The organism is Nitrospinota bacterium, assembly GCA_016235255.1.
Taxonomy (GTDB): domain Bacteria; phylum Nitrospinota_A; class UBA7883; order UBA7883; family JACRLM01; genus JACRLM01.
The window spans coordinates 1-23,802 of sequence record JACRLM010000087.1 but is presented as its reverse complement, the minus strand read 5'-3'; the positions used below and the strand labels follow the sequence as shown (position 1 = coordinate 23,802).

The 23,802-nt window shown below is 57.2% G+C and carries 31 protein-coding genes; 21 read left to right on the top strand and 10 right to left on the bottom strand.

The features are described from left to right. The first annotated feature begins 2 nt into the window (after positions 1–2). From HZB29_11985 to HZB29_11970, 4 genes are all read left to right on the top strand, one after another. Positions 3–872 carry an MTAP family purine nucleoside phosphorylase gene (locus HZB29_11985; GenBank protein ID MBI5816317.1) on the top strand — a complete coding sequence of 290 codons (870 nt, stop codon included), beginning with the start codon at positions 3–5 and terminating at the stop codon, positions 870–872. Between the two features lie 10 nt (positions 873–882). Beyond that, a complete protein-coding gene (locus tag HZB29_11980) occupies positions 883–2,160 on the top strand; it encodes an amidohydrolase family protein (GenBank protein ID MBI5816316.1) in 1,278 nt (425 codons plus the stop codon). A 196-nt stretch (positions 2,161–2,356) separates the two neighbouring features. Beyond that, positions 2,357–3,754, top strand: a complete 1,398-nt coding sequence (locus tag HZB29_11975; protein MBI5816315.1) for a glucose-6-phosphate isomerase — start codon at positions 2,357–2,359, stop codon at positions 3,752–3,754. Next, positions 3,751–3,930, top strand: a complete 180-nt coding sequence (locus HZB29_11970) for a hypothetical protein (protein ID MBI5816314.1) — start codon at positions 3,751–3,753, stop codon at positions 3,928–3,930. Before HZB29_11975 ends, HZB29_11970 begins: the two co-directional genes overlap by 4 nt. A 10-nt stretch (positions 3,931–3,940) precedes the next feature. Here HZB29_11970 and HZB29_11965 read toward each other — a convergent pair whose 3' ends face one another. After that, entirely contained in the window at positions 3,941–4,198 is a 258-nt protein-coding gene (locus tag HZB29_11965) for a DUF4911 domain-containing protein (GenBank protein MBI5816313.1), read from the bottom strand. Between the two features lie 30 nt (positions 4,199–4,228). On the opposite strand from HZB29_11965, the gene HZB29_11960 reads away from it, so the two are divergent. Together HZB29_11960 and HZB29_11955 are read left to right on the top strand one after the other, a co-directional pair. Further along, positions 4,229–5,041 (top strand): septal ring lytic transglycosylase RlpA family protein, encoded by an 813-nt coding sequence (locus HZB29_11960; GenBank protein MBI5816312.1) that lies wholly within the window; start codon positions 4,229–4,231, stop codon positions 5,039–5,041. After that, positions 5,038–5,649, top strand: a complete 612-nt coding sequence (locus tag HZB29_11955; protein ID MBI5816311.1) for a clan AA aspartic protease — start codon at positions 5,038–5,040, stop codon at positions 5,647–5,649. The genes HZB29_11960 and HZB29_11955 overlap by 4 nt, the downstream gene beginning before the upstream one ends. Positions 5,650–5,672: 23 nt before the next feature. Here HZB29_11955 and HZB29_11950 read toward each other — a convergent pair whose 3' ends face one another. The 7 genes from HZB29_11950 to HZB29_11920 are packed head-to-tail and all read right to left on the bottom strand — an operon-like array spanning position 5,673 to position 10,996. Next, positions 5,673–6,767: an AI-2E family transporter gene (locus HZB29_11950; protein MBI5816310.1), complete on the bottom strand. Its 1,095-nt coding sequence runs from the start codon at positions 6,765–6,767 to the stop codon at positions 5,673–5,675. After that, a complete protein-coding gene (locus HZB29_11945; GenBank protein MBI5816309.1) occupies positions 6,764–7,693 on the bottom strand; it encodes a hypothetical protein in 930 nt (309 codons plus the stop codon). The genes HZB29_11950 and HZB29_11945 overlap by 4 nt, the downstream gene beginning before the upstream one ends. 43 nt (positions 7,694–7,736) lie before the next feature. Further along, positions 7,737–9,170 (bottom strand): motility associated factor glycosyltransferase family protein, encoded by a 1,434-nt coding sequence (locus HZB29_11940; protein MBI5816308.1) that lies wholly within the window; start codon positions 9,168–9,170, stop codon positions 7,737–7,739. Between the two features lie 18 nt (positions 9,171–9,188). After that, positions 9,189–10,250 (bottom strand): Gfo/Idh/MocA family oxidoreductase, encoded by a 1,062-nt coding sequence (locus HZB29_11935; protein MBI5816307.1) that lies wholly within the window; start codon positions 10,248–10,250, stop codon positions 9,189–9,191. A 3-nt stretch (positions 10,251–10,253) separates the two neighbouring features. After that, positions 10,254–10,535 carry a hypothetical protein gene (locus HZB29_11930; GenBank protein MBI5816306.1) on the bottom strand — a complete coding sequence of 94 codons (282 nt, stop codon included), beginning with the start codon at positions 10,533–10,535 and terminating at the stop codon, positions 10,254–10,256. Positions 10,536–10,541: 6 nt separating this feature from the next. Next, entirely contained in the window at positions 10,542–10,784 is a 243-nt protein-coding gene (locus tag HZB29_11925) for a type II toxin-antitoxin system HicA family toxin (GenBank protein ID MBI5816305.1), read from the bottom strand. Beyond that, positions 10,781–10,996 (bottom strand): 2-oxoisovalerate dehydrogenase, encoded by a 216-nt coding sequence (locus tag HZB29_11920; protein MBI5816304.1) that lies wholly within the window; start codon positions 10,994–10,996, stop codon positions 10,781–10,783. Before HZB29_11920 ends, HZB29_11925 begins: the two co-directional genes overlap by 4 nt. 163 nt (positions 10,997–11,159) lie before the next feature. Between HZB29_11920 and flgF the strand changes: the two genes are divergently transcribed. From flgF to HZB29_11845, 15 genes are all read left to right on the top strand, one after another. Then, complete coding sequence (flgF, locus tag HZB29_11915; protein MBI5816303.1) at positions 11,160–11,957, top strand: flagellar basal-body rod protein FlgF; 798 nt, start codon at positions 11,160–11,162, stop codon at positions 11,955–11,957. 143 nt (positions 11,958–12,100) lie between these two features. Then, positions 12,101–12,889, top strand: a complete 789-nt coding sequence (flgG, locus tag HZB29_11910) for a flagellar basal-body rod protein FlgG (protein MBI5816302.1) — start codon at positions 12,101–12,103, stop codon at positions 12,887–12,889. Between the two features lie 32 nt (positions 12,890–12,921). Continuing rightward, positions 12,922–13,662 (top strand): flagellar basal body P-ring formation protein FlgA, encoded by a 741-nt coding sequence (gene flgA, locus HZB29_11905; protein MBI5816301.1) that lies wholly within the window; start codon positions 12,922–12,924, stop codon positions 13,660–13,662. Beyond that, a complete protein-coding gene (locus HZB29_11900; GenBank protein MBI5816300.1) occupies positions 13,652–14,335 on the top strand; it encodes a flagellar basal body L-ring protein FlgH in 684 nt (227 codons plus the stop codon). The genes flgA and HZB29_11900 overlap by 11 nt, the downstream gene beginning before the upstream one ends. 43 nt (positions 14,336–14,378) lie before the next feature. Then, positions 14,379–15,536, top strand: a complete 1,158-nt coding sequence (locus tag HZB29_11895) for a flagellar basal body P-ring protein FlgI (protein ID MBI5816299.1) — start codon at positions 14,379–14,381, stop codon at positions 15,534–15,536. 60 nt (positions 15,537–15,596) lie between these two features. Next, positions 15,597–16,028: a rod-binding protein gene (locus tag HZB29_11890; GenBank protein MBI5816298.1), complete on the top strand. Its 432-nt coding sequence runs from the start codon at positions 15,597–15,599 to the stop codon at positions 16,026–16,028. Between the two features lie 107 nt (positions 16,029–16,135). After that, the gene (locus tag HZB29_11885; GenBank protein MBI5816297.1) at positions 16,136–16,642 is read left to right on the top strand and encodes a flagellar protein FlgN; all 507 of its coding nucleotides are present in this window, start codon (positions 16,136–16,138) and stop codon (positions 16,640–16,642) included. Positions 16,643–16,653: 11 nt separating this feature from the next. Next, the gene (flgK, locus tag HZB29_11880) at positions 16,654–18,348 is read left to right on the top strand and encodes a flagellar hook-associated protein FlgK (GenBank protein ID MBI5816296.1); all 1,695 of its coding nucleotides are present in this window, start codon (positions 16,654–16,656) and stop codon (positions 18,346–18,348) included. 35 nt (positions 18,349–18,383) lie between these two features. Then, on the top strand, positions 18,384–19,913 hold the full coding sequence (flgL, locus tag HZB29_11875; GenBank protein ID MBI5816295.1) for a flagellar hook-associated protein FlgL: 1,530 nt from the start codon (positions 18,384–18,386) through the stop codon (positions 19,911–19,913). Between the two features lie 60 nt (positions 19,914–19,973). Beyond that, positions 19,974–20,228, top strand: a complete 255-nt coding sequence (csrA, locus tag HZB29_11870; protein ID MBI5816294.1) for a carbon storage regulator CsrA — start codon at positions 19,974–19,976, stop codon at positions 20,226–20,228. Continuing rightward, positions 20,228–20,683 carry a flagellar assembly protein FliW gene (locus HZB29_11865; GenBank protein MBI5816293.1) on the top strand — a complete coding sequence of 152 codons (456 nt, stop codon included), beginning with the start codon at positions 20,228–20,230 and terminating at the stop codon, positions 20,681–20,683. Before csrA ends, HZB29_11865 begins: the two co-directional genes overlap by 1 nt. A 207-nt stretch (positions 20,684–20,890) precedes the next feature. Continuing rightward, positions 20,891–21,118, top strand: coding sequence for a sulfurtransferase TusA family protein (locus HZB29_11860; protein MBI5816292.1), 228 nt, complete (start codon positions 20,891–20,893; stop codon positions 21,116–21,118). A gap of 23 nt (positions 21,119–21,141) precedes the next feature. Next, positions 21,142–21,618, top strand: coding sequence for a DsrE/DsrF/DrsH-like family protein (locus tag HZB29_11855; protein MBI5816291.1), 477 nt, complete (start codon positions 21,142–21,144; stop codon positions 21,616–21,618). Between the two features lie 107 nt (positions 21,619–21,725). Then, complete coding sequence (locus HZB29_11850; protein ID MBI5816290.1) at positions 21,726–21,938, top strand: type II toxin-antitoxin system HicB family antitoxin; 213 nt, start codon at positions 21,726–21,728, stop codon at positions 21,936–21,938. Continuing rightward, the gene (locus HZB29_11845) at positions 21,935–22,174 is read left to right on the top strand and encodes a type II toxin-antitoxin system HicA family toxin (protein MBI5816289.1); all 240 of its coding nucleotides are present in this window, start codon (positions 21,935–21,937) and stop codon (positions 22,172–22,174) included. Before HZB29_11850 ends, HZB29_11845 begins: the two co-directional genes overlap by 4 nt. A gap of 31 nt (positions 22,175–22,205) precedes the next feature. On the opposite strand, the gene HZB29_11840 is transcribed toward HZB29_11845, so the two are convergent. Together HZB29_11840 and HZB29_11835 are read right to left on the bottom strand one after the other, a co-directional pair. Next, the gene (locus HZB29_11840; protein ID MBI5816288.1) at positions 22,206–22,880 is read right to left on the bottom strand and encodes an endonuclease III; all 675 of its coding nucleotides are present in this window, start codon (positions 22,878–22,880) and stop codon (positions 22,206–22,208) included. Then, positions 22,880–23,599 carry a hypothetical protein gene (locus tag HZB29_11835; protein MBI5816287.1) on the bottom strand — a complete coding sequence of 240 codons (720 nt, stop codon included), beginning with the start codon at positions 23,597–23,599 and terminating at the stop codon, positions 22,880–22,882. The genes HZB29_11840 and HZB29_11835 overlap by 1 nt, the downstream gene beginning before the upstream one ends. Positions 23,600–23,802 lie beyond the last annotated feature (203 nt).

The following is a 23,802-nucleotide window of genomic DNA, read 5'->3' as shown; positions in this document are numbered from 1 at the left end:
GGATGACAACACTGGCCGTCATCGGCGGCAGCGGCGCCTATGACCTTATCGGAAATGGCCTGCTGAGCGCTCCCGTTCCCGTGGCTCCCGTCGCCACACCCTTTGGCGCCCATTCGCCGGTCTTCAAAATTCGCGTGAACGGCATGGAGTTCTGCTTCATGTCCCGCCACGGCGAGGGGGGATACAATGTGGCCGCTCCTTTCGTCAACTACCGGGCCAACATCTGGGCGCTCAAGGAGCTGGGGGTGGAGCGGATAATATCATGGTCTGGCCCGGGGATAATCAATCCTTCGTTCGAAGTGGGCGCCTTCGCCGTGCCTCATGACGTGATAGACCAGACGAAATCTCGCCCCTCCACTTTTTTCACCGGCGGCGGCGCGGGTTTCATCCGCATGAGCGATCCATTCTGCCCGGACCTGCGTCACGCGCTTCTTTATTCGCTTCAATTATCCGGCGCAAAGAATTATCACGAGGCGGTTTATATCTGCACAGAAGGGCCCAGGCTTGAGACGGCGGCGGAAATCCGCCTCTTCCATTCATACGGGGCCGACCTTGTGGGCATGACGCTGGTCCCGGAGCTGTTCCTGGCAAGGGAGCTTGAGATGTGCTACGCGTCGGTGTGCTACCTGACAAACTACGCTGAAGGCATATGCCGCCGCGACTACGTCAAAGGGGAGCTTTTCGAGGGTATGCAGACGCCGGAGGAAAAACAGACTGTCCAGACGGCGATGCGCGCCTTGCCCGCCATGGCCATTTCCGCGCTGACGGCGGCGGCGGGCATGCCCAGGGAGTGCGGCTGCAAGGACGCCATGTTGCGCTATAAAAAACGGGGGGACCTCCCGGAAAACTGGCGCGAATGGATAAAAAGCTGACGGCCGCTGGATGATAAGCCTCTTCCACCACCTGGACCCCGTCGTCAAGTTCACGGCGAAGACCGTGGTGATAGACGAAAACACCATTCTGGAAAACGCTTCGCTCATCGTGCACGAGGGGAAAGTAATCGAGATTCTCCCGGCGGAGTCGGCGTCCCGGCGCCGGGTGGACAAGAAGATCGCGCTCGCCGGCCAGGTCCTCCACCCCGGTTTCATCAACGCCCACTGCCATCTGGAGCTTTCTTTCCTGAAGGGCAAACTAAGCCCGGAAGCCGGCTTCACCGGATGGATAAAGGCTTTGGTGAAAAAGCGGTCGCAGGCTTCACAACGGACCGTCGGGGCGGGAATCAAAAAGGGGATCGAAAGGCTTATCGCCACCGGGACAACCTGCGTCGGTGATGTGGCCTCCTCCGGGGCGGTGACGCCGTTTGCCCAACGTGCGGGAATCCGCGCCGTCATCTTCCACGAAACACTGGGATACCAGCCGGACAAGGCGGGCGTGCTGCTTCGGGAGCTTGTGGACAGCGTGGAACGCACCCCCGGATCGGAGCTTGTGACCCATGGCGTTTCACCCCACGCCATATACTCCACCTCCGGCCCGCTTATCCGGGGCGCCGCCGAATACGCCGCCATGAGGAAAAAACCGTTGGCCATCCACCTTTCGGAGACCGCCGACGAAAACCTTTTCGCGAAAAGCGGGACGGGGCCGTTCATGTCCATGCTTAAACGATTTGGAACGTTCGCCCCCGGCTCCCATCCCAAATCGTCGCCATGCGCCGCCATCGAAAAGTATGGGGCGCTAAAATCGGCGTTGCTGATCCATTTCAATTACCCGGAACGGGGGGACATCTCCCGCGCCGCCAAGGCTGGAGCGAAGGTTGTCATTTGCCCTGATTCCAACAAATGGTTCGAACGCACCATGGAACATCCCCTGCTTGAATTGCTGGGAAAAGGGATTACCGTTGGACTGGGAACGGACAGCCTGGCCTCCAACACCGACCTGGACATGGCGGCCGAAGCCAGGAGCCTCTCAGCGCTTTTCCCTTCGCTCGATGACGCAGCAATCTTCCGTATCGCCACCTCCGGCGGAGCCGCTGCGCTGGGCCTGCCGTATGGCCATGGAACTTTGCGCGCCGGCGCCCCCTTCGACGCGGTGGCGGTCTCCATAAATCATATGCGCGGAAGATCGGTTTTCAGGGATATAATCAACGAGGGCCGGGTCGTCCACCGTGTGTGGATATCCGGAAGGGAACGGTACAAAAATAAACTGCGCTCCGGTTTAACGTAGAGGGTGGGAGAGGAGTTCTTCTTTTTCTTTGGAAAGAAAAAGAAGCAAAAAGAAACTCATTTGCGCCGCTTGGGGGGATGCAATCCCCCACAAGACGGCGCACACGGTTTTCTTTTGGTTCTTTTCTTTTTCCCAAAAGAAAAGAACGAATTCATCCTCCCCCCTCATGATTGAACCGGAAAGGGGAGTGTTCATTATGGACATTGTTCTTGATTACACCAATGCATTGACCGCCGCAATAGGCGGTGAAAACGGGATTTCTGTTGAGAACATCCGGGCGCTGGAGACGGCGGGAGGCCGGGTACACGCGGAATTGGCCATCAAACGAAGGGACGGTAAGTTGCCGTTTTACGACCTTCCCGGAAAGACCGCAGGAGCGAAGGAGATCGTGAAGGCCGCCGCCAGGCTCCGCAAGGATTTTGACACGATGGTGGTGCTGGGCATTGGCGGGTCCGCTTTGGGTACGACCGCCCTTGTCTCCGCCCTGCGCCATTCGTTTCACAATTCCATTTCGGCCAAGAAGCGCGGCGGCATGAAAATATTCGTGGTGGACAACATTGATCCCGACCAGTTCTCCGATCTTCTGTCCACGTTGAAACTTGGCGAGACGGTGTTCAATGTCATTTCAAAAAGCGGCTCCACCGCCGAGACGATGTCGCAGTTCATGATCGCCCTGAACTTGCTGAAAAAAAAGTTCGGCAAGAAAGACTGGCGCAAGCACATTGTCATCACCACGGACGCGAAGTCCGGAATTCTCCGCAAAATCGCCGATGATAACAAGCTGAAGAGTTTTCTGGTGCCGGACGGCGTGGGGGGCAGGTTCACTGTGCTCACCCCTGTTTCGCTGTTGCCGGCGGCCTGCGCAGGGATTGATATCGTAAAGCTGCTCAAAGGCGCCGCGCGGATGGACCTGCGTTGCCGGGAGGCCTCCATAATGAAAAACCCGGCGTATCTTTTCGCGGCGGTCCATTATCTGCTGGACACATCGAAGGCCAAGAAGATGACCGTGATGATGCCGTATTCGAGCAAGCTTTACTACGTGGCGGACTGGTTCCGCCAGTTGTGGGCCGAATCGCTGGGCAAGAAAACGGACGTGGACGGCCGCCCGGTCCACGTGGGGCAGACACCGATAAAGGCGCTGGGAGCCACGGACCAGCACTCGCAGGTGCAATTGTATGTGGAAGGGCCTTTTGACAAGGTGGTGTGTTTCCTTGAGGTGGGCAGGTTTGAAAATACGGTGGCGATCCCGGCCGAATATCCGGATGTGGACGACCTTTCGTATCTTGGCGGCAGTTCGCTCAATGAACTTTTGAACGTGGAAAAACGGGGGACGGAGTATGCGCTGACGGCCAACGGAAGGCCCAACATCACAATAAAACTGCCGGACACAAGCCCGGATTCCCTTGGCCAGTTGCTGTACATGCTGGAAGTGGCCACCGCTTTCGCCGGCGGGTTGTACCGCATAAACGCTTTCGACCAGCCCGGCGTGGAGTTCGGCAAGAACTACGCATACGCGATGATGGGGCGCAAGGGGCACGAGGAACGCCGCCGCGAATTTGAGTCCAGGGGATCGGGTGAACGAAAGACCGTGTGACCATGAAGACACAGCTTGAAACATGCCCCGCCTGCGAAGGGGAGGGGTATGACAAAGAATCCGCCGCACAGGATGACACGGAGCGTGATTTGAAGCCGTGCTACCTGTGCAACGGCAAAGGGCTGGTCAAATGGATCGAAGCGGAGACCGACGAGGAAGACGCCTGGCTTGGGTGAACGGCGACGCTCACATGCGGATAACGTCCACCCGCATCTCTTCTTTTAAAGCCTCCAGAAGCGCCCGGGCCTCCTCCACGTAATCGGGGGAGGCCAGGATTTCCACGATTCCTTCCGCCTGGTCTATCGTCCGCGGGATTCCCAAAGATTCGTGGCTTTCGAACACCTCCACAAGGTATGCTATGTCCCCTGGATCTACCTTGATTAGCATCCTGTGGCAGTCGCGCCCCGCCTCCGGGAGCGGGCTCCATATTTTTTTTTGTGTCATCGCCAAAGTTTTGAGAAAATCATATCCGACATGATACGTAAAAGAAGTTCAATAAACAAAAATACCTTCGCCCCCCTTTGGGTGATGGCGCTCTGCTTCGTCTTCATCGGCTCCTCCTGCGCCACGCGGGAAGCCATCAAAAAACCGGTGGGGGTGACCCAGCCAACCCGCCCTCCCGCCGCCGGGCAGCTTAAGAACGTCCGGCCATACACCATCGCCGGAGTGACATATTACCCGCTGGCGGACTCATATGGTTTCGAGGAGACCGGGATCGCATCGTGGTATGGTAAGGATTTCCACGGCAAAGCCACCGCCAACGGCGAGCGATACGACATGTACGGGATTTCCGCCGCGCACAAGACCCTGCCCATGGGAACGATGGTGGAGGTGACACGGCTGGACAACGGCCAGAAACTCGCCGTGCGGATAAACGACCGCGGCCCGTTCGTGCCGACACGGATCATAGACCTTTCATATGGCGCCGCGCAAAAGCTGGGAGTGGCGGGGCCGGGCACCGCGAAGGTGAAACTTGTGGCCCTGGCCGAAGGGCGTCCCGCCGATGGGGGCGCCCCAATCCCCTCCGGCCCCGTGCCCGATTTCAAGCACGGCACGTTCTATGTCCAGGTGGGCGCCTTCTCGGTTGCTTCTAACGCGGAGCTTGTGAAGGACAGGGTGGCCAGGGCGAAAGCAGGCGGGACGCGGCTTGTGCCATACACGCCGCCGTCGGGGCTGAAACTTTTGAGGGTGCAGGCCGGGCCTTTTGACGATATGGACAAGGCAAAGGCGGCGCTGGCGTCCCTTAAAGGCCAGGGTTTTACCGAATCGTTCGTGGTGGCGGATTGATTCCGCAGACGGTCATCCTGCTCGCCGCGCTGGTCCTTTCGGCGGACTTGCGGCATGAGGGGCTTGCATACCGTTGGACCGATGTGGATGGTTCGGTGCGGATATCCGGCAGGCTCGAGGACGTTCCCAAAGATCGCAGGAACACCGCCTCGCCGATGAAACTTGTGACCGTCCGCGAAGATAAGGACTGGACCGAGCCCTTCGCCGCGCCGATGCCAAATCCCGTTTCGGTCCATTTCAATCCCCCGGGGAGCATGGCGGTGGAGGCCATGTTCAACGGCCTTGTGAAACGGAACGCCATACTGGACACCGGATCGGAGACCATAATCATCACAAGCAAGCTGGCGGCCGCCCTAGGGGCCGATATCCGGAAAGCGGGCAAGACCCGGCTGCGGACCTCTAAAGGAATCGTGGAGGCGCCGGTTGTATTTCTCGACGATGTTAATGTGGGCGGGGCCCATGCCATGCGGCTGGAGGCTGCGGTGATGGATTTCCCGGGGCGTGGGCATGTCAGCGCCATTATCGGGATGAACTTTCTTTCACGCTTTGTGTTCGAGATAAACGCGCGGGATAACGAGGTGACATTCCACAAGGCCGCAGGCCGCTGATCCCTCGCGCCCCTGCCGGTGGTTTACTTCCCTTCCCCGCCGTTCCCCGTGAAGAATTCGGATTTCAGGTACGCATCGTCCAGCTCCATAAGCGCCACCTTGATCACCGCCGCCGCCGGAACCGCCAGCAATATTCCGATGAAGCCGAAAAAGGCCGCGCCGATAAAGAGAGAGGCCATCACCGCCACAGGATGCAGCCCCACCGATTTTTCCAGTGTCCTTGGCGTTATCACCATCCCTTCGAGCGCCAGCCCCGCCGCGAAAAGAGCCACCACCATCAGCACCCGCTCAAATCCGGGGTATTGCAGATAGGTAAGCGCAAGCGCCGGGATGAATCCCACCGCGATGGGGAGGTATGGGACTATGTTCGCCGCGCCCGCGGCAAGGCCGATGGCGATGCCCATCGGCGCGCCGATGAGAAAAAGGCCGGTTGAATAGACCACCGCCATTATGGAGGCCACGGTAAGCTGCCCTTTGACGAAGCCGGAAAGGGCCATGTCTATCTTCCCCATAAAGCCGAACAAAGCCTCCCTGCGGGCGGGGGGAACGCGCTGGCCCAGCTTTTCTGTTATGTCGTTAAAGTCCTTGAGCAGGTAAAACGCCGCCACCGGGATGATCACAAGGTTGAACAGCGCCAGCGCCACGTCCATCACGTTTGACAGCCCGGCCCACACGGCGGACGACACGGCCTTTACCGCCTTTACCGGCAGGTCGCCCAACGCCATCATCCCTTCCCGTACAGCCTGGTCCATCCTTGCCTTGTCCACGTCCGTCAACGATTCGAGCCATGGGACGATGAGCCCTTTCACTGTCTCCACATAGCGCGGCACATTGGCGGCCATGGCCTCCACCTGCGCCCCGATCATCGGGGCCACAAGCGCCGCCACGGTGGTGACTGATGCGAGCAAAGCGATCAGGATGGCCACAATCGCAAAAATCCTGCTCATGCCCGCTTTTTCCATCCTGTCCACCAGCGGGTCGAGCACATAGGCGATGGCGAAGGCCACTATGAAAGGAAAAAGCGCGGCGCGCGCGGCGTATATAAAGATGGCGAAGACCAAAACCCCCAGCGCCACCGCAATGGCGCGGACCACAGGCCTGGCCCAAAATTCCCTCATGGCGCCACCTTGGGAGCGGCATCGGCGGGAGCGGGGGCTGCTTTCACCGACGGTTGCGGCGCTAATGCGGCCTCGATATCCTTTGCCGCCGTTTCCATGATCGAGCCGATCATCGCCCTGATCCCCTCATTGGCGTCATCATAAACTCCCGCGCCGCTTTTCGCTATCGTGAACGGCTCCTTTCCATTCAAGGCCCCGCTCACCGACAGCCTGGCCGAAACGCTGGCGATCTCTCCATTGGCCGCAGGCTTGACGGCGGTCTCGGTGGATCCGAACACAAACGTTCCTGTGTGGAAATGTCCGGAAATCGCCTTCACGCTTTCAGGCTCGCCTCGCATGGCGGCCAGGGTCACGTTGTCCATTCCCGCTTCGCGCACATTTTTCCTGGAAAACACCGTGAATCCCTTGCGCCGCAGGTTCGCCGCCAACACTTCCTCCGCCTCGGAGTTTAATGCCAGGAAATTGCCCCCAACAACATACGCCGCGTTCTTCTCCTCCACGATCACAAGCAGCGACGGCGCTTCCGGCTTTTTCGCGGCCGAAGCTACGCCGATGCCCAGGACGCGCAATATCCCCTTGGAGCTGACAGCCGCCTGGATGCGGACCGATATTTTGCGCGCGGCATTGTCCGTGCTCTCTTCGAGTATCTTGAAGCTCATCACAAAATCCTGCCCTCGGCTTATCACTTTCTTCTCTATGGCGTCCTTGTGCCTGGCCGCTTCCTCCGGGGGGACCACCGCCTCCACCGCTATCCGGGCGGCCGATCTCATCGCCGCGTCCAGACACCGCATCCGCGCCTGGGCATAGTTGCCGTCGGGCACGTCCACGCTCGCCTCAGCCGGGACGGAGATCACCCCCCCCTTTTCCGCGAACGCCGGAGTGAACATGGCCGCCAGCGCGGCGGTCAGTAGCGCAATAATCCTCATGGGCAAAGTATATCGTAAAGGAGCTTTGGCGCAAAACCTTTGGCTACGCGTTATCAAGCCATTGCTCCAACGCGGCCTTGATTTGTCCGTCAAAGCCATTGGCGCCAGGGGTTGGAACAATAAAACCGCGGCGCGTATAAATTCCGGCCGGAAGCGCCGCCACCGCCTCAATCCCGCCAAGCCGCGCCCCGACATTGGAGAACGTGACCACCGTGCGGCCCGGCGCAACGGTGATGTTTTCAAAGGCCCGGATGTACGAGTACATGTTCAACGATGTTAAAAGCGGCCTTCCGCAATAATCTTTCACCTCCACTTTTCCCCGCAAAGCGGCTTCATTTGCCCCAAGCAGAGCGGGCGCGCTGCCGTTGGCGTAAGCGCGTCCCCAGGGATAGCCGAAGTCCATCCCAGCCAAGGCCGCCACAGACACCCCTGCGGCCAACGCCGTCTCCAGCGCGAACGAAGAGACCGAACCTCCGGATGAAAACACCCCCATCCGCCTGGCCCAGCCGTCCGCGGGCTTTGGATACTTGTCTGGATTCTGGAATCCAAAAAACAGCGGCCCCCGCCATTTTTCCACAAGGTCCGCGTTGGCGGTGGGTGTCAGAACCAGCGGCAAGTCATATCTGCCCGCGGCGATAAAGTGCCGCATGCTCTCGTCCTGCGGATCGGCGGTGAACAAAAGGTCCGGCGTGATTCCCGCCGCAAGCAACGATGGCAACGCGGTGTCCGCCGCGAAGACCGCCGCCCGGCCTTTACAGCAGGCGGCCTGCGTGATATCCCGGTCCAGCGACGGCCCGGCTCCCACAACGATCACCGCGCCCCCCTCGCACATTCCCGCCAGCGCGGACACGCCGGGCGATCCGGCAAGCCTGCCAAGGTTGCGCCTGAAATTTTCCTTTTCCTTCTTCCCCATTATCAAAGGGAACCGCCGCTCCATCCGGATCATCTCCACGGCGTTCTTCACCCTGGTGAACGATTGCGGGATGGACTGGAACGATGGGGTGTGTATCGCCACCCTTGTGCGCGCCGGATCGAGTTTCTCAAATGCCCGCGCCCATTCGGCCAGGAACTCGTTTTCCGACGTGGCGGCCACAAATGTGATGCGCTCGTCCGAGATCACCGCCGGATCGCCAATCACCTCCAGCGCCGCCTTGAGAATGCTTCCATTCGCCTCCGCCGCCACGATCCTCCCCTGCGGGCCGACGGCCTCCAGCAATGGCTTTATGTGATATCCAAGCCCAAGGCCGTACAGGGCCACATGCCCCCCCGGACCGATATCATGCGCCCCGGCGAACATGGCGCCTTCCCGGACCGGGTCATAAGCGCTAGACAGAAGTATTCCGCCGATGCGCCCGGTGACAGCTCCGGTTTTTGCCGCGAACAGATCCACCGCGCCTGCCGCCTGTGAAGCGGCCATGGCGGCGAGGGGAAAACGTTTCTTCAGCGCTTCGATGTTGCGGGAAAGGTATTCGGGCATTCGCGAAACTCCGTCCGGTCAGCGAAGGGGAAGTTTCACAAGCGCCCCGCCACTGCCGGCGGAGCGGTATAGAGCCAGTATTATTTCCAGCGCCTTGAGCCCGTCCCGCCCGCCGGATAGCGATTTGGCCCCTGTTTCCATCTGCGTGATAAGGTCCTCCACCCCGCCGACGAATGGATTGATCCTGCCGGAGCAATCGGGGAATTTCGTTTTTTCCAGTTCCGTGAATCCCGTGAAGCTGTTGCTCGGCTTTGCCACGTGCATTTCCAGAGTGTGGTTGGCGACTATCATCCTGGCCCGTTCCATTTGCACGTCCAGTTCGAAATGAAAATATTTTCGTTCACCTCCGCCGATCACAAGCCCCCGAGCTCCGCTTTTAAAATTGATGATGCCCACGACAGTGTTCTCCACGCTATCCTTCCCGTTTGGCCTGTCTTCCACGGCCGTGACGCTTTTCACATCACCCCCGAAAAACCGGAACAGGTCCACGAGGTGCGTGCCGTCGTGGAACATCGGGCCGCCGCCGTACAACTTGCGTGAAAGTTTCGGCCATGCCCCGGATAGCGTGTAACCGGTGATGGATCTCAACGCTCCATACTCTCCCGATTGTATTGCGTCGCGCACAACCTGGTGACGCTTGTCCCACCTGCGTTCATGCCCCACCACCATGGAGACGCCCTTTTCCTCGCACGCCTTGATCATCCGCCGGGCCTGCGAAAGGTTCGCCGCCACCGGTTTCTCGCAATAAATCCCTTTCACCCCGGCCTTCACCGCTTCCACCACCATTTCGGAGTGGAACTCCGTCCACGCCGCAACGCTCACGATGTCCGGCCGTTCGCGTTTCAGCATCTTGCGGTAATCGCCGTAAAGGGCCGTCACCTCCCATTTTTCACCGAATGCTTTCAGCCTTTCAGGCTTTATGTCGCATCCCGCCACGATTTTTGTTTTCGGATGGGCGTGGAACGCCCCGGCGTGGGTGCACGGTTTTTCACGCAGAGGGTCTTCCTCAAGGAGACTTGCTATGCGCCCACAACCGATAATGGCAACGCGATATGTTTTCTTTTTATGATGCCGGGTCATGCGTCACTCAAATCCCTTTTTCCCCAGCGGGTCTTTCATGAACTCCCGGCGGCAGCGGGGGCAAATGATGTATGACCGTTCTTCGTGCACATCTCTTTCAAGCTCCTCCGGATCGGCCTTGGAAAGTTCCCTGATTATCGCGTCTATCTCGTCCTCGCCGATCGGGCCGGATATCACGCCGCCGTCGTCCACGTTCACAGATAGGCGGACAAGATACCGGATATCCCCCGGCCCTATGCGCCCCCCGCACCTGTCGCAGATTTCTATCATGTTGTCCATGGTCAAAAATGATTATTTAAACAGCCTTCTTACCGCTTCCTCCCTGGTTATATTGAACCTCTTGGCAACGTCCCCGATAATTGAAGACAACGTTCCTGCCTGGATTGGATCGTGATTGGGAACGGTCACATGATGTTCCGGAGGCTCACTTAATGTTAGCCGGATGTGAGAGCCTGTCTGCCTTGTCACTCCATATCCGATCCGGCGCAGGGCCGTTACGATTTGAGCCGCGTTTACAGAGCGCGGCAGTTTCATATGGTGATTACTTCTTCCCTGACAAAATGGAGCCGGATGACGCGCGGGGCCTTCCCCTCGTCAAAGTGGCAAATTACGGCGTCGCGGACATTTTCATGGAGAGCGTCAAGATTGTCCGCCTCGGTGAAAATTGATTCGCCAAGGGCGCGTGCCGTGTATCCCCCCTCCGGCGCGTCTTCGACAAGAAAGATGATTTCACTGGTTGCGGCCATAGATGAAGCTCTCCGGCTATTTTTGATTATTTTATCACATGGCGCCTTGCTTGCTCTCTTTGGCATTGCCGAGTTCACGCCGTCAACTTTTTGAACAAAAACACATTGGCATCGTCCTTGCTTAACATGCGTGTAGTCGGTTTATTTGACGAAAGGTTTGCGTATGCACAAGGACATGTATGTTTCCGCCAGCGGTCATATCGCCGCCCAGAAGAGGCTGGACACCATCGCCAACAACCTGGCGAACATAAACACGCCCGGTTTCAAGTCGGATCAGCTTGTTTTTGAAAGCTATCTGGCCAACGCGAAGGACGCCGCCCCGCAAGGCGCCGCTGTCTCGCAAACGAGCCAATCCGATTATGTGATGGTGGCGGATCAATACACCGACTTCACCCAGGGGGTCGTCAAAACAACTGAAAACCCGCTGGACGTGGCAATTGACGGTGAGGGTTTCTTCTCCGTGATGACTTCGCAGGGAGAAATGTACACACGCAACGGAGCTTTTAAAATCGGCCAGAACGGGGAGCTTGTCACCAGCGACGGGCACATAGTCCTGGACGACCAGAACCGGGCCATATCCGTCCGTGACGGCACTGTGACAATTGACGAGGACGGCTCCGTATGGGTTGGCAACGAGTCCGGCCAAGCAGACACATCCGGGACGCCGATGGAACAAGGCTCCTACGGCAAGCTTGCGGGCAAACTTAAAGTGGTCTCGTTCCCGAAATCTGTTTCGATCTCCAAGGAAGGGAGCGGACTTTACAAAGCTTCCGACCCTTCGGCGGCGGTCCCGGCCGGCGAGGCGAAAGTGATGCAGGGGAGCATGGAACAGTCCAACGTGAACATGATCGGCCAGATGACCGAGCTTATCAAAAACCAGCGGCTGGCGGAGACTTACCAGAAAGCTGTCACCGAAAGCGACAACATGACAAGCACGCTTCTGATGCAGGTTGGAAGGTAACGTGAAATGAGAACGCCACAACGCCATTTTGGACATGAAGGGAAGGGAAAGGCCATGACCGCCGTGTTCCCGCCGCCAAAAGCCTCCGTGTCGCAATGGTTCACAAGAGAAACGAAAAACACAAAAAGGGAGAAGGCCAGACCATGATCAGATCATTGCACACAGGCGCCACCGGGATGGTGGCCCAGCAGATGAGCATTGACGTTATCGCCAACAACCTGGCCAACGTCAACACCCTCGGCTTCAAGAAAAGCCGGGCGGACTTCCAGGACCTGCTTTACCAGACCCTTCGCGCACCGGGAACTGTGACCTCCACCGGCAACCAGGTGCCCACCGGCATACAGGTGGGTCTTGGCGTGAAGCCATCGGCCGTCACAAAACTATTCGCGCAGGGCGACATGAAAAACACGGCGAACGAATTGGATCTGGCAATTGAAGGCAAAGGATTCTTCCAGATACAAAAACCGGACGGCACGATAGGCTACACCCGGGCCGGCAACTTCCAGGTGGACGCCACAGGGCAGATCGTCAACTCCGACGGCTACCCTCTGTATCCGCCAGTGACCCTCCCGCAGGACACCACGCTGGTCTCCATTGACCAACAGGGAGTGATAAACGCCAGCCAGCCAAGCTCCACCACCCCAACACAGGCAGGGCAGATCGAGCTTGCTAACTTCGTCAATCCCGCCGGGCTATCTTCGGACGGGAAAAGTTTGTTCACCGAGACGGAAGGTTCCGGAACGCCCATAACCGGGCTTGCGGGCCAGAACGAGTTTGGAACGATCCTTCAGGGGTACGTGGAAGTGTCCAACGTGTCTGTGGTGGAGGAACTGACCCAGATGATTATGTCCCAACGCGGTTACGAGGTCAATTCCAAGACCGTCACCGCCTCGGACGAGATGCTGCAGACAGCGAATAACCTGAAGCGATAAGGCTAACTGGTTAATATGAAAGGTCATATCCCATGAACAGCGGCCGGTTGGTTGTAAAAACCGTGGTCTTAGCGGCTTTGGCGGTGTTACTGGCCGCCAAGATGCCCGAAGCGCTGGAAAAACCGGCGGTGGACCGGGAAAATTTTGCCGCATGGCTCAAAGAAGCCGTGAAGGAAAAAGTGATGGCGAAACTTTCCGGGGCCGGACGCGAAGTGGGGGATGTGGAAGTGACTGTTCCGGAAAACGTCCGGGCTCCCGAGGACTTCGACGCATACGACATTTCCATCCCATCCCAAAACAGGAAAGGGGAAAAGATCCACGCCAACATCGCTTTCCTGAAAAATGGAAGGGCGGTGATGCGGATCGCGGCGGCGGCCAGGGTGGACATGACGATGAACGCAGTGGTGGCGGCCCGGGACCTGAAGCACGGGGCCATCATCGAGGAGGAAGACCTTCGCATCGAGAAGGTTTCCATCGGGGCGGAGTTTGAAAAAATTGTGACGGACCCGGCGAAAATCGTGGGTAAGCAGTCGGCAAGGAACTTAAAGGCCGGCGCGCCACTGCGGCTGGACCATGTATCGCAAAAGAAAATGATATCGGCCGGCGAGACTGTGACCATAGTGGCCGGCAACGCAACGATAAGGGTCTCCACCCCCGGCAAGGCAAAGCAGGACGGGGACAAGGGTGACTGGATCAAGGTGGTGAACATGGACTCCGGCAAAAGCCTGAACGCTAAAGTGAGCGGCCCCGGAGAGGTGACGGTTGAATTCTAAAATGGGAGACAGGGCGATGCTTGGCAACTTAAGGAAGGCACTTGCGCTCATTGCGCTGGGTGTGATGGCCACGGGGACTATCACATCATGCGCGTCCGCGCCGCCGGCGCGGCCCGCGGTGGACATCGAACCGGAAAAGCAGTCATACAAAAACGGCTCGCTATGGCCGGGCGCCAACAAGAAGAACATCCTTTTCTCGGACAACAAGGCCAGCAGGATCGGCGACATAGTCACGGTGCACGTGATCGAAAAGACCACTGCCCTCAACAAGTCCGACACCACCGACCAGACAGACCTGAACAACTCCATCACCCTGGACACCGGGGCCGTGACGCCGACTTCCATAAAGCTTGGCGGCGGCAAGAAGTTCAGGGGAACCGGGGGGACCTCCAGGTCCGACCAGTTCTCCGCCACGGTATCTTGCGTGGTCACGGAGGTTTTGGGCAACGGCAACATGGTGGTGGAAGGGCAGCGGCGCATGACCATCAATAACGAAGAGCAATACATCATGGTGCGCGGCATGGTGCGCCCGGACGACATAAAGTACAACAACACCATCCTTTCCTCGCAGATGGCCAACGCGGACATATCATACACGGGGGCCGGCGGGATGGACGGAGGCAAGGGGCCTGGATTTATCGGCAAGATGTTGAACAAGGTATGGCCCTTCTAAAGGCTTAAAGGAGAAAATCATGAAATCAGCGGCAAGGTTCACCATGGTTGTGGCGGCGCTCATGGCCGCGATGGGGCTCCTGGCGTCCCCGCAGACAGCATCCGCCGCCAGGCTCAAGGACATCGCCTCCATAGAGGGGGTGCGCCCGAACCAGCTGATCGGCTATGGGCTTGTGGTCGGCCTGCGCAATTCCGGCGACAAGTCGTACAAGAGCCCTTTCACCATACAGACTTTACTCTCCATGCTCGAACGCCTCGGCACCACCGTGGACGTCCGCCAGCTCACCGACAGCCGCGTTGGCGTGTCCGACGTGAGGATGCTGCGCGACGTGCGGGTGGAGAACGTGGCCGCAGTGATGGTGACCGCGGACCTGCCTCCCTTCTCAAGACAGGGAGCCAAAATAGACGTGACAGTATCTTCCCTCGGCGACGCAAAGAGCCTGCAGGGGGGGACGCTGCTTTTAACGCCGCTTAAAGCGGCCAACGGCGAGGTTTATGCCGTGGCACAAGGCGCCGTTTCCGTCGGAGGCGGTTATGGCGACAAGATCCGCAGGGTCAACGACGCTAAAAGCCATCCCACCGTCGCGAAAATCACCGGCGGCGGCATGGTGGAAAAAGAGGTGGGATTCGATTTCTCCAAACTCACAAAGCTTACCCTCAACATGCACTATCCCGATTTCACCACCACGCAAAGGGCGGTAACCGCCATCAACACCGCCATCGGGCCGGACTCGGCCAAGGCGCTGGACTCCAGTTCGATCGACGTGGCCATTCCGCAGGATTTCGCCGATAAAAAAGTGGAGCTTGTGGCCAAGCTTGAAGGGCTGGACATAGAGACAGACACCCAGTCCAAAGTGGTCCTCGACGAGCGGACCGGAACTATCGTAGTCGGCGAGAACGTCCGGCTTTCAAAAGTCGCCATATCTCATGGCAACCTTTCCATCCGGGTGGAAGACAAGTCCGCCGCAGGACAGGGGAGGGCATTGCCGGCGGGAGAGTCTGTCAGTGTACCGAAAACTTTGCTCACAGTGGAAGAGATCGGAGGCAAATCTGACCGCGTGATGGTGATGGAACCGGGAGTGAGCATTGGCGACATGGTGAAGGCGCTAAACTCCCTTGGCGTGGCTCCACGCGATTTAATCGCTATATTTCAAACACTTAAGTCATCCGGCGCTCTGAAGGCGCAGTTGGAGATCATCTGAAATGGCTAGTGTTGGTTTTTTGGCGCCTATTCTGCATTACCTATTGGCAAGAAAGGAACCATGAACATGGACGGCAAAGTGGCCGGACTTTCTGGATCGGCGGATTGGCGGCTCATGCGGGAGCCGGAATCTGGAGTCGGCGGGCAGCAGTTGCGAAACATATCCGGCTCAAAGTCAATGAACGACAAGGAAAAGCTTGGTGTTTTGGCAAAGGAATTCGAGTCTATATTTCTGGGGCAAATGTTGAAGTCCATGCGTTCGACAATAGGTAAAAGCAGCCTGATAGACGGAGGGCATGGAGAAGAAATTTTCACCGGACTGATGGACGAGGAATTGTCCAGGAAAATGGCTTTTTCGCAAAACGGACCGATGTCCACAGCGTTGGCGGAACAGATGGCGGCAAAACTTGGTAAAAGCGCTGATGCAACCTCGGGAGCGGTAAAGACCCAGGCCGGCAAGGCGTATAAGCAGACAGGGAAGGTCGCGGAGTGATGTGCAACATATTGAAATATGTAGACATATATAGTTGTAATGGGACACACGGCAAAATCCGATAATACATGGGAGGCGGAGAGAGCTAACAACTCCGGAACAAAGAAATGGAACTGAAAGAACTGACGGACAGCCTGGACAATCTGGTGCGGCGCAACATAAAGCTGTACACAGAGATGGAATCGGCTCTTCATGACGAGTTGGAGGCGCTTAAGGCCCATTCCCTGGACAAGCTGGACACGGCCATACAGAAGAAAATGGAGGTTGTGTCGCGTCTGAAAATGATCGAGGACTCTCGTATTAAAATGGTCCAGGCGATTGCAAAAAGGCTGGGCCTTTCCCCCGAACAAATAACCTTGAGCAAGCTTGCGGAAGTGGCCGGGGCGGGACTGAAAGAAAAAATTGTCGAATTGAAGACCAGGTTGAAAGAGAAGGTGGACTCCGTGACGGAGAAGAACGAGTTCAACCGTGGTTTCATTGAAAAACTGATGAAGCTCAACTATGCCGCGGCGGCCAATCTGCAGGAATTGCTGGCGCCGGAATCCACGTATCACAAGGGCTCCACTGTCCGGGTCGCCTTGAAACCCGGTAAAGTGGTCAGCAGGACCCTGTAAAGGAGCCGGCCATGTCTATATATGGAACGATGAACACGGCCAAGATGGCCCTCATCACCCACCAGCTTTCGCTGGAGGTGACGGGGCAGAACATCTCCAACGTGAACAACCCCAATTATACGAAGCAGGAAGTGACGCTGGAAGCGGCGTTCCCGATAAAGCCCGGCGGTTCGCCTGGAATGATCGGCACCGGCGTGCGGGCCACCGCCATAATCAGGCGGTTCGACCAGTTTTTGGAATCGCAAAGGACTTTGAGCCGGTCGGACGCCGGTTTTTGGGACTCGAAGCAGGACTTCCTTTCGCGGATGGAAGTGATATTCAACGAGTCCGGCACTTACGGGCTCAACGGGCGGCTGGACAGCTTCTTCAAAAGCTGGCAGGACCTGGCCTTCAATCCGCGCGGGCTTACCGAACGCACGGACGTGGTGGCGCAGGGAAGGAACCTGTCGGGCGTTTTCAACAAGCTCAACCAGGACATGAAAAACCTGAGGACCGACCTGAACACAAAAATCACCTCGTCGCTGGACGAAATCAACCGCATCACCGGAGAAATAGCCACATACAACCAGGTCATCCACGAATCGGAGTCCAACGGCGTGAACGCCAACGACTTTCGGGACAAGCGCGACGCTCTCGTGCGCGACCTGTCCCAGTATGTCCAGGTGAACTCCGTGGAAGACGCGAGCACAAACCAGATTTCGGTGATGCTGACAAACGGCCGCTCGCTTGTGATCGGCCAGACCGCTTTCCAGCTCTCATCGCGGACCAGGCCCGACGATCCCCAGGCTGCCGACATCATGTGGCGGGACACCTCCGGGGTCCAGTACAACACCACCAGCGAGTTTTCCAACGGGAACATGGGCGCGTGGATCGGCATGCGCGACACCGAGTTCAAGGGATATATGGACAAGCTCGACCAGCTTGCCGCCACAATGATCCGGGACTTGAACAACGTCCACTCCGCCGGGTACGGCCTGGACGGGACCACCGGCCAGGACTTCTTCTCCGGGCTTAACATCGTGGCCACCGCCAACAGCGCCAACACCGGCGCGGCCACCGTGGCCGCCTCCATCGTGGCGCCAGACAAGCTTAACGTCCATAAGTTCCAGATAGAATTCACCGCCGCCAACTCATACAACGTCCGGGACATGACCACGAACACCGTGGTGGCCACCGAAGCGTACGCCGGCGGGCCGCAGACGAGCGCATGGCTGCTTGGGCAGGGGATGAATGTGGCGCTCAACGGGGCCGCCGCCGCCAACGACAAATTCACGGTGAATCCCGCGGCCAACGCATCGCTTGCCATGGCCGTCCACCAGAACATAATATCGGACACAAACAAGATCGCCGCCGGCCTGACCACAAGCCAGGGGGACGGCGACAACGCGCTTTTGCTGGCCCAGTCGCAAAATTCCATGAGCATGAACCGCTCTTCGCTGGCCACCAGCGGCACCGCAACTTTCGCCAACTACTACAATTCCATGGTGGGCCTTGTGGGCGTTTCGGCGAAGGTCGCCTCCGCCTCATACACCCAGCAGGAGGGGATAAACACGGAGATAGAGAGGAGGCGCGAACAGGTGGGGGGCGTGGCCTTGGACGAGGAGATGATGAACCTGGTCAAGTTTCAGCACGCATACCAGGCCGCCGCAAGGCTGGTGAGCGTGAGTGACGAACTGTTGCAGACGTTGCTTGGACTGGGCGCCTGATAATGCGGCGCGCCGGACGATAAGGGAGGAATAAGATGTTCAGGATAACAAACAGGATGATGTACAACAGCACCCTGTTCAACGCCTTCCGCAACAACGCGGGAATGATGGCCGCTCAGGAGCAGCTTTCCTCGGGCAAAAGGATCAACAGGCCCAGCGACGATCCCATCGGGATGATGGAGGTCCTCCAGTTCCGCACCAACATAGGCAAGACAGACCAGTATCTGCGCGTGATGGACAACGCCGACTCCTACCTGAACACGGCGGATTCCATCACAGGCTCCGCCCACGACCAGCTTAAAAGCGCGAAGGAACTGGCGCTCCAGCAGTCCGGCGGCGTGGCCAACGCCCAGACCCGGATCAACGCGGCCACCACCATCGACGCCATGATCCAGCAGATGATCCAGTACGGAAACACGAGGGTCGGCGACAGGTACATATTCTCCGGACAGCGCTCCGACCAGCAGGCCATAGACGCCAACGGCAACTATGTGGGATCTCAAAAGGATCTGCGGGCGGAAATAAATGTCGGAACCACGATTCCTATATCAGTCAAGGCGTCCGAATTCCTGACCGCGGACATGAGCCCCGCGATGTCAAACGTGGCCGGGGCCACAACGCTGGCCAGCCTCAACGGCGGGACCGGCGTCCCGGGCGGAACTTTCACCATAACAAACAGGCTCGGAGCCTCGGCGGTGGTGGACACCACGGCAGGCCCCATAACCGATGTGAACGGCCTGCTCGCCGCCATCAACGCCACAGGTTTGAACGTCACAGCCTCGCTGTCGGCGGACGGCTCGGCGCTGGTCCTCACGGACAACAACGCCAATCCCATCCAGGCCTTGAGCATCACCGACGGCGGCGCCGGGACGGCCCGGGCGCTGGGCATTGAAGGATCGCGCAACACAAGCGTGTTCACCGGCACCGACTTGAATCCGAATGTGACCGGGACAACCCTGCTTTCAAGCCTGTACGGAGGGACCGGCCTGCCGCTTGACGACATAAAACTATTCAACGGCGGCGCTTCGGCAACTATGTCTTTCGCCGGGGCCACAACCGTCCAGGACGTCCTGAACGCCATCAACGCGGCCGGCGCGGGCATCAACCTGACCGCGTCCATATCCGCCTCCGGCAACAGGCTTTCAATAACTTCCACCAATCCGCTCACCGTGGCCTACGCCACAGACACAGGGTCGGGCAAGACCGCGGACATGCTCGGCGTCGGCGGGGGCAGGAACATCATACCTGTGCTGCAAATGTTCTCGGCGGCGTTGAAAGCCAATGATACGTCGGCTATACTGGGCGCAGTGGGTCTTTTGGACTCCACGATGGAAAATACAAACTCCGTCAGGGGCACGGTTGGAGCCAGGGCGAACCAGGTGGTATCCACCAGGGAAGCGGTGGACCAATCGAAATACGATAACACGAAGCTTAAATCACAGGTGGAAGACGCCGATTTCCTGCAGGCCGCCAGCGAACTGGCGATGCTGCAGACGGCCTATCAGGCGACGCTTAAATCGTCTTCGTCCATCGTACAGCCCAGTTTGCTGGACTTCCTGAGATGACGCGGCCCGGCCGCTCATCGCCGGTGTCCGGAAAGGACGGTAAACCATGGAGGGTTTCAAATGCTGGTGTTGACCAGAAAGCTGGGAGAGTCCGTCACTATCGGGGACAACATCAAGATATCGGTGATAGACATAAAAGGAAGGCAGGTCCGGCTTGGCATCGAAGCGCCGGCGGACATGACGATACACCGCGAAGAGGTTTACGCAAAGATACAGGAGGAAAACCAGCGGGCCGCTTTCCTAAAGGCGGTGGACCTGAAAAAACTCGCTGGGATGTTCCCTTCCAGGCCGGCTGGTGAAGGGGAAACAAAATAATGAAAATAAAATCGGCCCGCATGGGGGATGTGGAGATAAACCCAGCCTCCATCATAACCTTCACGGACGGGATCATCGGCTTTCCCGACCAGAAAAGGTATGTGGAACTGGATTTCCTTGGGGACTCCTCGCCGCTTCGCCTTCTGCAGGCGGTGGACTCGCCGGAACTCGGTTTCATAATAATAGATCCATATATTTTCGTTCCCGGCTACTCGGTCAACCTTTCCGAGTACGATGTGGCAAGCCTGTCAGCCGCCGGGCCGGACGAACTGGAGATAAAGGCGATAGTCACTATCCCGGAAGACCCGTATGACATGACCGCCAACCTCCAGGGGCCGATCATCATCAATAAAAAAAGCATGCTTGCCCGGCAGGTGGTAAACAACGAATCTGGCTACGGAACCAAGCACAAGATTCTTACCAATCCGATGTCAGCCCCCGTCGCCGGAGTCTGATACCCGTCACACTTTCCCTCCGTCTCTTTATTCAATAAAGTGTGAATCCATTTCGGGAAAAGGTTATCTCATTGAAGGGTGAGGTATATAGTTCCATCCCATTGTTAGCCGGTAGTTTTAGCTTTACTGGGATCTGAGGCGGCCGGATAATAAAAACGTAGGGCGCTATGCCCGGAAAAATTATAAAGCCAAGAGAAGGAAAACAGCATGAACGCGGACAAATGCATTGATTGCAAAGGGCTTTCCTGCCCGGAACCTATTTTGCACACCAAAATGGCCATCAACAGCTTATCGTCTGGCCAGGTTCTGGAAGTTTTGGCCACCGACCCCGGATCGGTGAACGACATGGCCGCCTGGTCCAAAAGGACTGGCAATCCCATAGTCGGATCATCCGAGACCGGCGGTGTTTACCAGTTTTTCATCAAGAGAGCTTAATTTAAAAAGGGGGGAGCTTTACAATGGCTGATCAAAAGCCCAAGAGGATTGCGATTATCGCATCCAAAGGGACGCTGGACATGGCGTATCCGCCGCTGATTCTCGCCAGCACCGCCGTGGCGCTGGACATGGAGGCGTGCATCTTCTTCACTTTCTATGGCCTGGACATTGTCAACAAGAACAAATACCAGAACCTTAAAGTGGCCCCCTTGGCCAATCCCGCCGCGCCGATGCCGGTGCCAAACATCATCGGCGTCCTTCCCGGCATGACCATGATGGCCACCGCCATGATGAACAGCTGGATGGGCAAGGCGAACGTAAAATCAATTCCGTGGTTCATAGACACTTGCATGAAGGCAGGGGTCAAAATGATCGCCTGCCAGATGACCATGGACGTGATGGGGATAAAAAAGGAAGATTTGGTGGACGGTGTGGAAGTCGGCGGCGCCGCGATGTACCTGGATTACGCTTCGGACGCCAACATATCGCTGTTTGTTTAACTCTTCGATTCATCGGCCCCCGCCATGGAGCGGGGGCTTTTTTTGTTAAAAACCGCTTTCTAATTCTCCTCCCGATGATAAAATACCGATCATTATCGGAGCAAATCATGAGAAAGCGGGAATTTACGATTGTCATCGAGCAGGACGAGGATGGATATTTTGTGGCCGACGTTCCATCGCTGCCCGGTTGCCACACCCAAGCCAAATCAATGGATGTCCTGCTAAAAAGGACAAAAGAAGCGGTTTCGCTTTACCTTGATGCTAACAAGACAAAGTTCCCCCAGACTAACCTTATAGGCGTTCAAAGAATCGCGGTATGAGTGATATGCCGGCGCTCAAGGGCGCGGATGTCATAAAGATTCTTTGCGGTCTTGGCTATCAAATCATCAGGCAGAAAGGAAGCCACGTCTTTCTGGCACATTCCAATGGAAGAGCCACTGTGATACCGGTTCATGGGGGCGAAACCATAGGGCATGGACTGTTTTCCAAAATACTTCGCGATATCGACATGCCCAAAAACGAATTCAAGAAACTGACGGTCCGGCGAAAAAAATAGCGTCAAACGTTATCCAAGCCTGAATCAATACTCATCTCCTCTTCCCAACTCCTATCTTCGGGCACATCGTGTCCAGCTTGCATTGCGAGCATATCGGCGACACAGGTTTGCAAAGGTTCTGGCCGAACGTCACCAGCAGGTCGTTAAACTCAATCCAGTATCGTTCCGGCAATTTTTCGCGCAACGCAAATTCCGTCTTGTCCGGCGTTTTGGTCTTCACATAGCCCCATATGTTGCAAATCCTATGCACATGCGTGTCCACGCATATGCCTGGCTTGTTAAAACCGAGCGTCGCCACCAAGTTGGCCGTCTTGCGCCCAACTCCTTTCAACGTGAGCAGTTCGTCTATTTCCGAAGGAACCTCGCCGCCGAATCTTTCCATAATCGCGCCGCACACTTCAATGATCGTCCGCGCCTTCACCCTGTAAAATCCCACTGGATAGATGAGTTTCTCGATTTTCTCCACCGGCAGCGTCCGCATTTTCTCCGGCGTGTCCGCCACGGCGAACAACCCGCGCGAGGCCGCCGCCGTCTGCTCGTCTTTCGTCCGAAGCGACAAAAGGCAGCTTATAAGCACATGGAAAGCCGGATGGGGGCTGCTTTGCGAATACTCGGTGACTATCGGTGTTTTCCACCTTTTCACCTCACGCCGCAAAATTGCGACGGCCTTGCCGATGTCAAATCCGGCGCGCTTCCCCTCCTTCATCATTTCACCATCCTTTGCCTGGCGCGAAGCAATTTGGAGATGTTGTTTTTCTCCCATTCCATCGCAGCGTCATATTCCCCGAAAAGTTTTTCCATCCTGCGGAATTCAGGGTGATGGGGCGTCCTCCTTCCCCCCGGCCCGATGCCTGAGCCCAGTTTTTTATGCAGAAGTTCGTGATAGACCACCATTTCAATGAAATAACCGGGGACCATATCGCTGTCCAACGCAGGATGTATGCGTATCAAATCCAGGTCCCTGTCATACGATCCCAGCTTGATCGAGCCTGAGCGGGCGCGGCGGGCCAACCTTGAAGGAGGCTCTCCCCATGCAATGCGGCAATTTAGCGACCCTGAAAAATATTTTGAATCCACCCGCCCGGCCACGATGGCGAGATCGTGGCATATTCCTTTGCTTTTCAATCCGATAAGCGCTTTTTTCACTACGTGCTTTGGGGATTGGCGCCTGTCCATATACTCCTTCACGCAAGCTGGCAGGCGGCGGGCCTTTCCGGTGACAAACCGTACGAGGGCTTCTATAACAGCCTCGTTGGCAAGCGCAAAAGACCTGGATACGCGAAGGTCCAGTTCACCGTTGACGCGGCGCGCGGAGATGAGTGAACGCCGGTTATCGGTCAAGGTCACTTTCGCCGGGGGGCCCAGCCGTTCCATAAGGTTTCGGACGAGGGCTCTCTCGAAAAGGTCCGTGTTATCGCCGTTCATTTATATTTGTTACAATCCGAGGCTTAATTTCATAAAATACATCCAGTGATTTTAAACATTTTGTCACTAGTGTCCCAACGCTAACGACATGACTGATTGTAACAGGTTGAGAGAACGAAGGTTTATCATGATTTGCTCTGGTCTCGATTTCAGTTCGGCGCGTAGTATGACGGGTATCTCCAACACGATTGTGAGGCTCGCCG

Bases quoted from the DNA above. Each gene is read 5' to 3' on its own strand.
- HZB29_11985 (MBI5816317.1), top strand. From the start codon at position 3: ATGACAACACTGGCCGTCATCGGCGGCAGCGGCGCCTATGACCTTATC.
- HZB29_11980 (MBI5816316.1), top strand. From the start codon at position 883: ATGATAAGCCTCTTCCACCACCTGGACCCCGTCGTCAAGTTCACGGCG.
- HZB29_11975 (MBI5816315.1), top strand. From the start codon at position 2,357: ATGGACATTGTTCTTGATTACACCAATGCATTGACCGCCGCAATAGGC.
- HZB29_11965 (MBI5816313.1), bottom strand. From the start codon at position 4,198: ATGACACAAAAAAAAATATGGAGCCCGCTCCCGGAGGCGGGGCGCGAC.
- HZB29_11960 (MBI5816312.1), top strand. From the start codon at position 4,229: ATGATACGTAAAAGAAGTTCAATAAACAAAAATACCTTCGCCCCCCTT.
- HZB29_11950 (MBI5816310.1), bottom strand. From the start codon at position 6,767: ATGAGGGAATTTTGGGCCAGGCCTGTGGTCCGCGCCATTGCGGTGGCG.
- HZB29_11945 (MBI5816309.1), bottom strand. From the start codon at position 7,693: ATGAGGATTATTGCGCTACTGACCGCCGCGCTGGCGGCCATGTTCACT.
- HZB29_11940 (MBI5816308.1), bottom strand. From the start codon at position 9,170: ATGCCCGAATACCTTTCCCGCAACATCGAAGCGCTGAAGAAACGTTTT.
- HZB29_11935 (MBI5816307.1), bottom strand. From the start codon at position 10,250: ATGACCCGGCATCATAAAAAGAAAACATATCGCGTTGCCATTATCGGT.
- HZB29_11925 (MBI5816305.1), bottom strand. From the start codon at position 10,784: ATGAAACTGCCGCGCTCTGTAAACGCGGCTCAAATCGTAACGGCCCTG.
- HZB29_11920 (MBI5816304.1), bottom strand. From the start codon at position 10,996: ATGGCCGCAACCAGTGAAATCATCTTTCTTGTCGAAGACGCGCCGGAG.
- flgF (MBI5816303.1), top strand. From the start codon at position 11,160: ATGCACAAGGACATGTATGTTTCCGCCAGCGGTCATATCGCCGCCCAG.
- flgG (MBI5816302.1), top strand. From the start codon at position 12,101: ATGATCAGATCATTGCACACAGGCGCCACCGGGATGGTGGCCCAGCAG.
- flgA (MBI5816301.1), top strand. From the start codon at position 12,922: ATGAACAGCGGCCGGTTGGTTGTAAAAACCGTGGTCTTAGCGGCTTTG.
- HZB29_11895 (MBI5816299.1), top strand. From the start codon at position 14,379: ATGGTTGTGGCGGCGCTCATGGCCGCGATGGGGCTCCTGGCGTCCCCG.
- HZB29_11890 (MBI5816298.1), top strand. From the start codon at position 15,597: ATGAACATGGACGGCAAAGTGGCCGGACTTTCTGGATCGGCGGATTGG.
- HZB29_11885 (MBI5816297.1), top strand. From the start codon at position 16,136: ATGGAACTGAAAGAACTGACGGACAGCCTGGACAATCTGGTGCGGCGC.
- flgK (MBI5816296.1), top strand. From the start codon at position 16,654: ATGTCTATATATGGAACGATGAACACGGCCAAGATGGCCCTCATCACC.
- flgL (MBI5816295.1), top strand. From the start codon at position 18,384: ATGTTCAGGATAACAAACAGGATGATGTACAACAGCACCCTGTTCAAC.
- csrA (MBI5816294.1), top strand. From the start codon at position 19,974: ATGCTGGTGTTGACCAGAAAGCTGGGAGAGTCCGTCACTATCGGGGAC.
- HZB29_11865 (MBI5816293.1), top strand. From the start codon at position 20,228: ATGAAAATAAAATCGGCCCGCATGGGGGATGTGGAGATAAACCCAGCC.
- HZB29_11860 (MBI5816292.1), top strand. From the start codon at position 20,891: ATGAACGCGGACAAATGCATTGATTGCAAAGGGCTTTCCTGCCCGGAA.
- HZB29_11855 (MBI5816291.1), top strand. From the start codon at position 21,142: ATGGCTGATCAAAAGCCCAAGAGGATTGCGATTATCGCATCCAAAGGG.
- HZB29_11850 (MBI5816290.1), top strand. From the start codon at position 21,726: ATGAGAAAGCGGGAATTTACGATTGTCATCGAGCAGGACGAGGATGGA.
- HZB29_11845 (MBI5816289.1), top strand. From the start codon at position 21,935: ATGAGTGATATGCCGGCGCTCAAGGGCGCGGATGTCATAAAGATTCTT.
- HZB29_11840 (MBI5816288.1), bottom strand. From the start codon at position 22,880: ATGAAGGAGGGGAAGCGCGCCGGATTTGACATCGGCAAGGCCGTCGCA.
- HZB29_11835 (MBI5816287.1), bottom strand. From the start codon at position 23,599: ATGAACGGCGATAACACGGACCTTTTCGAGAGAGCCCTCGTCCGAAAC.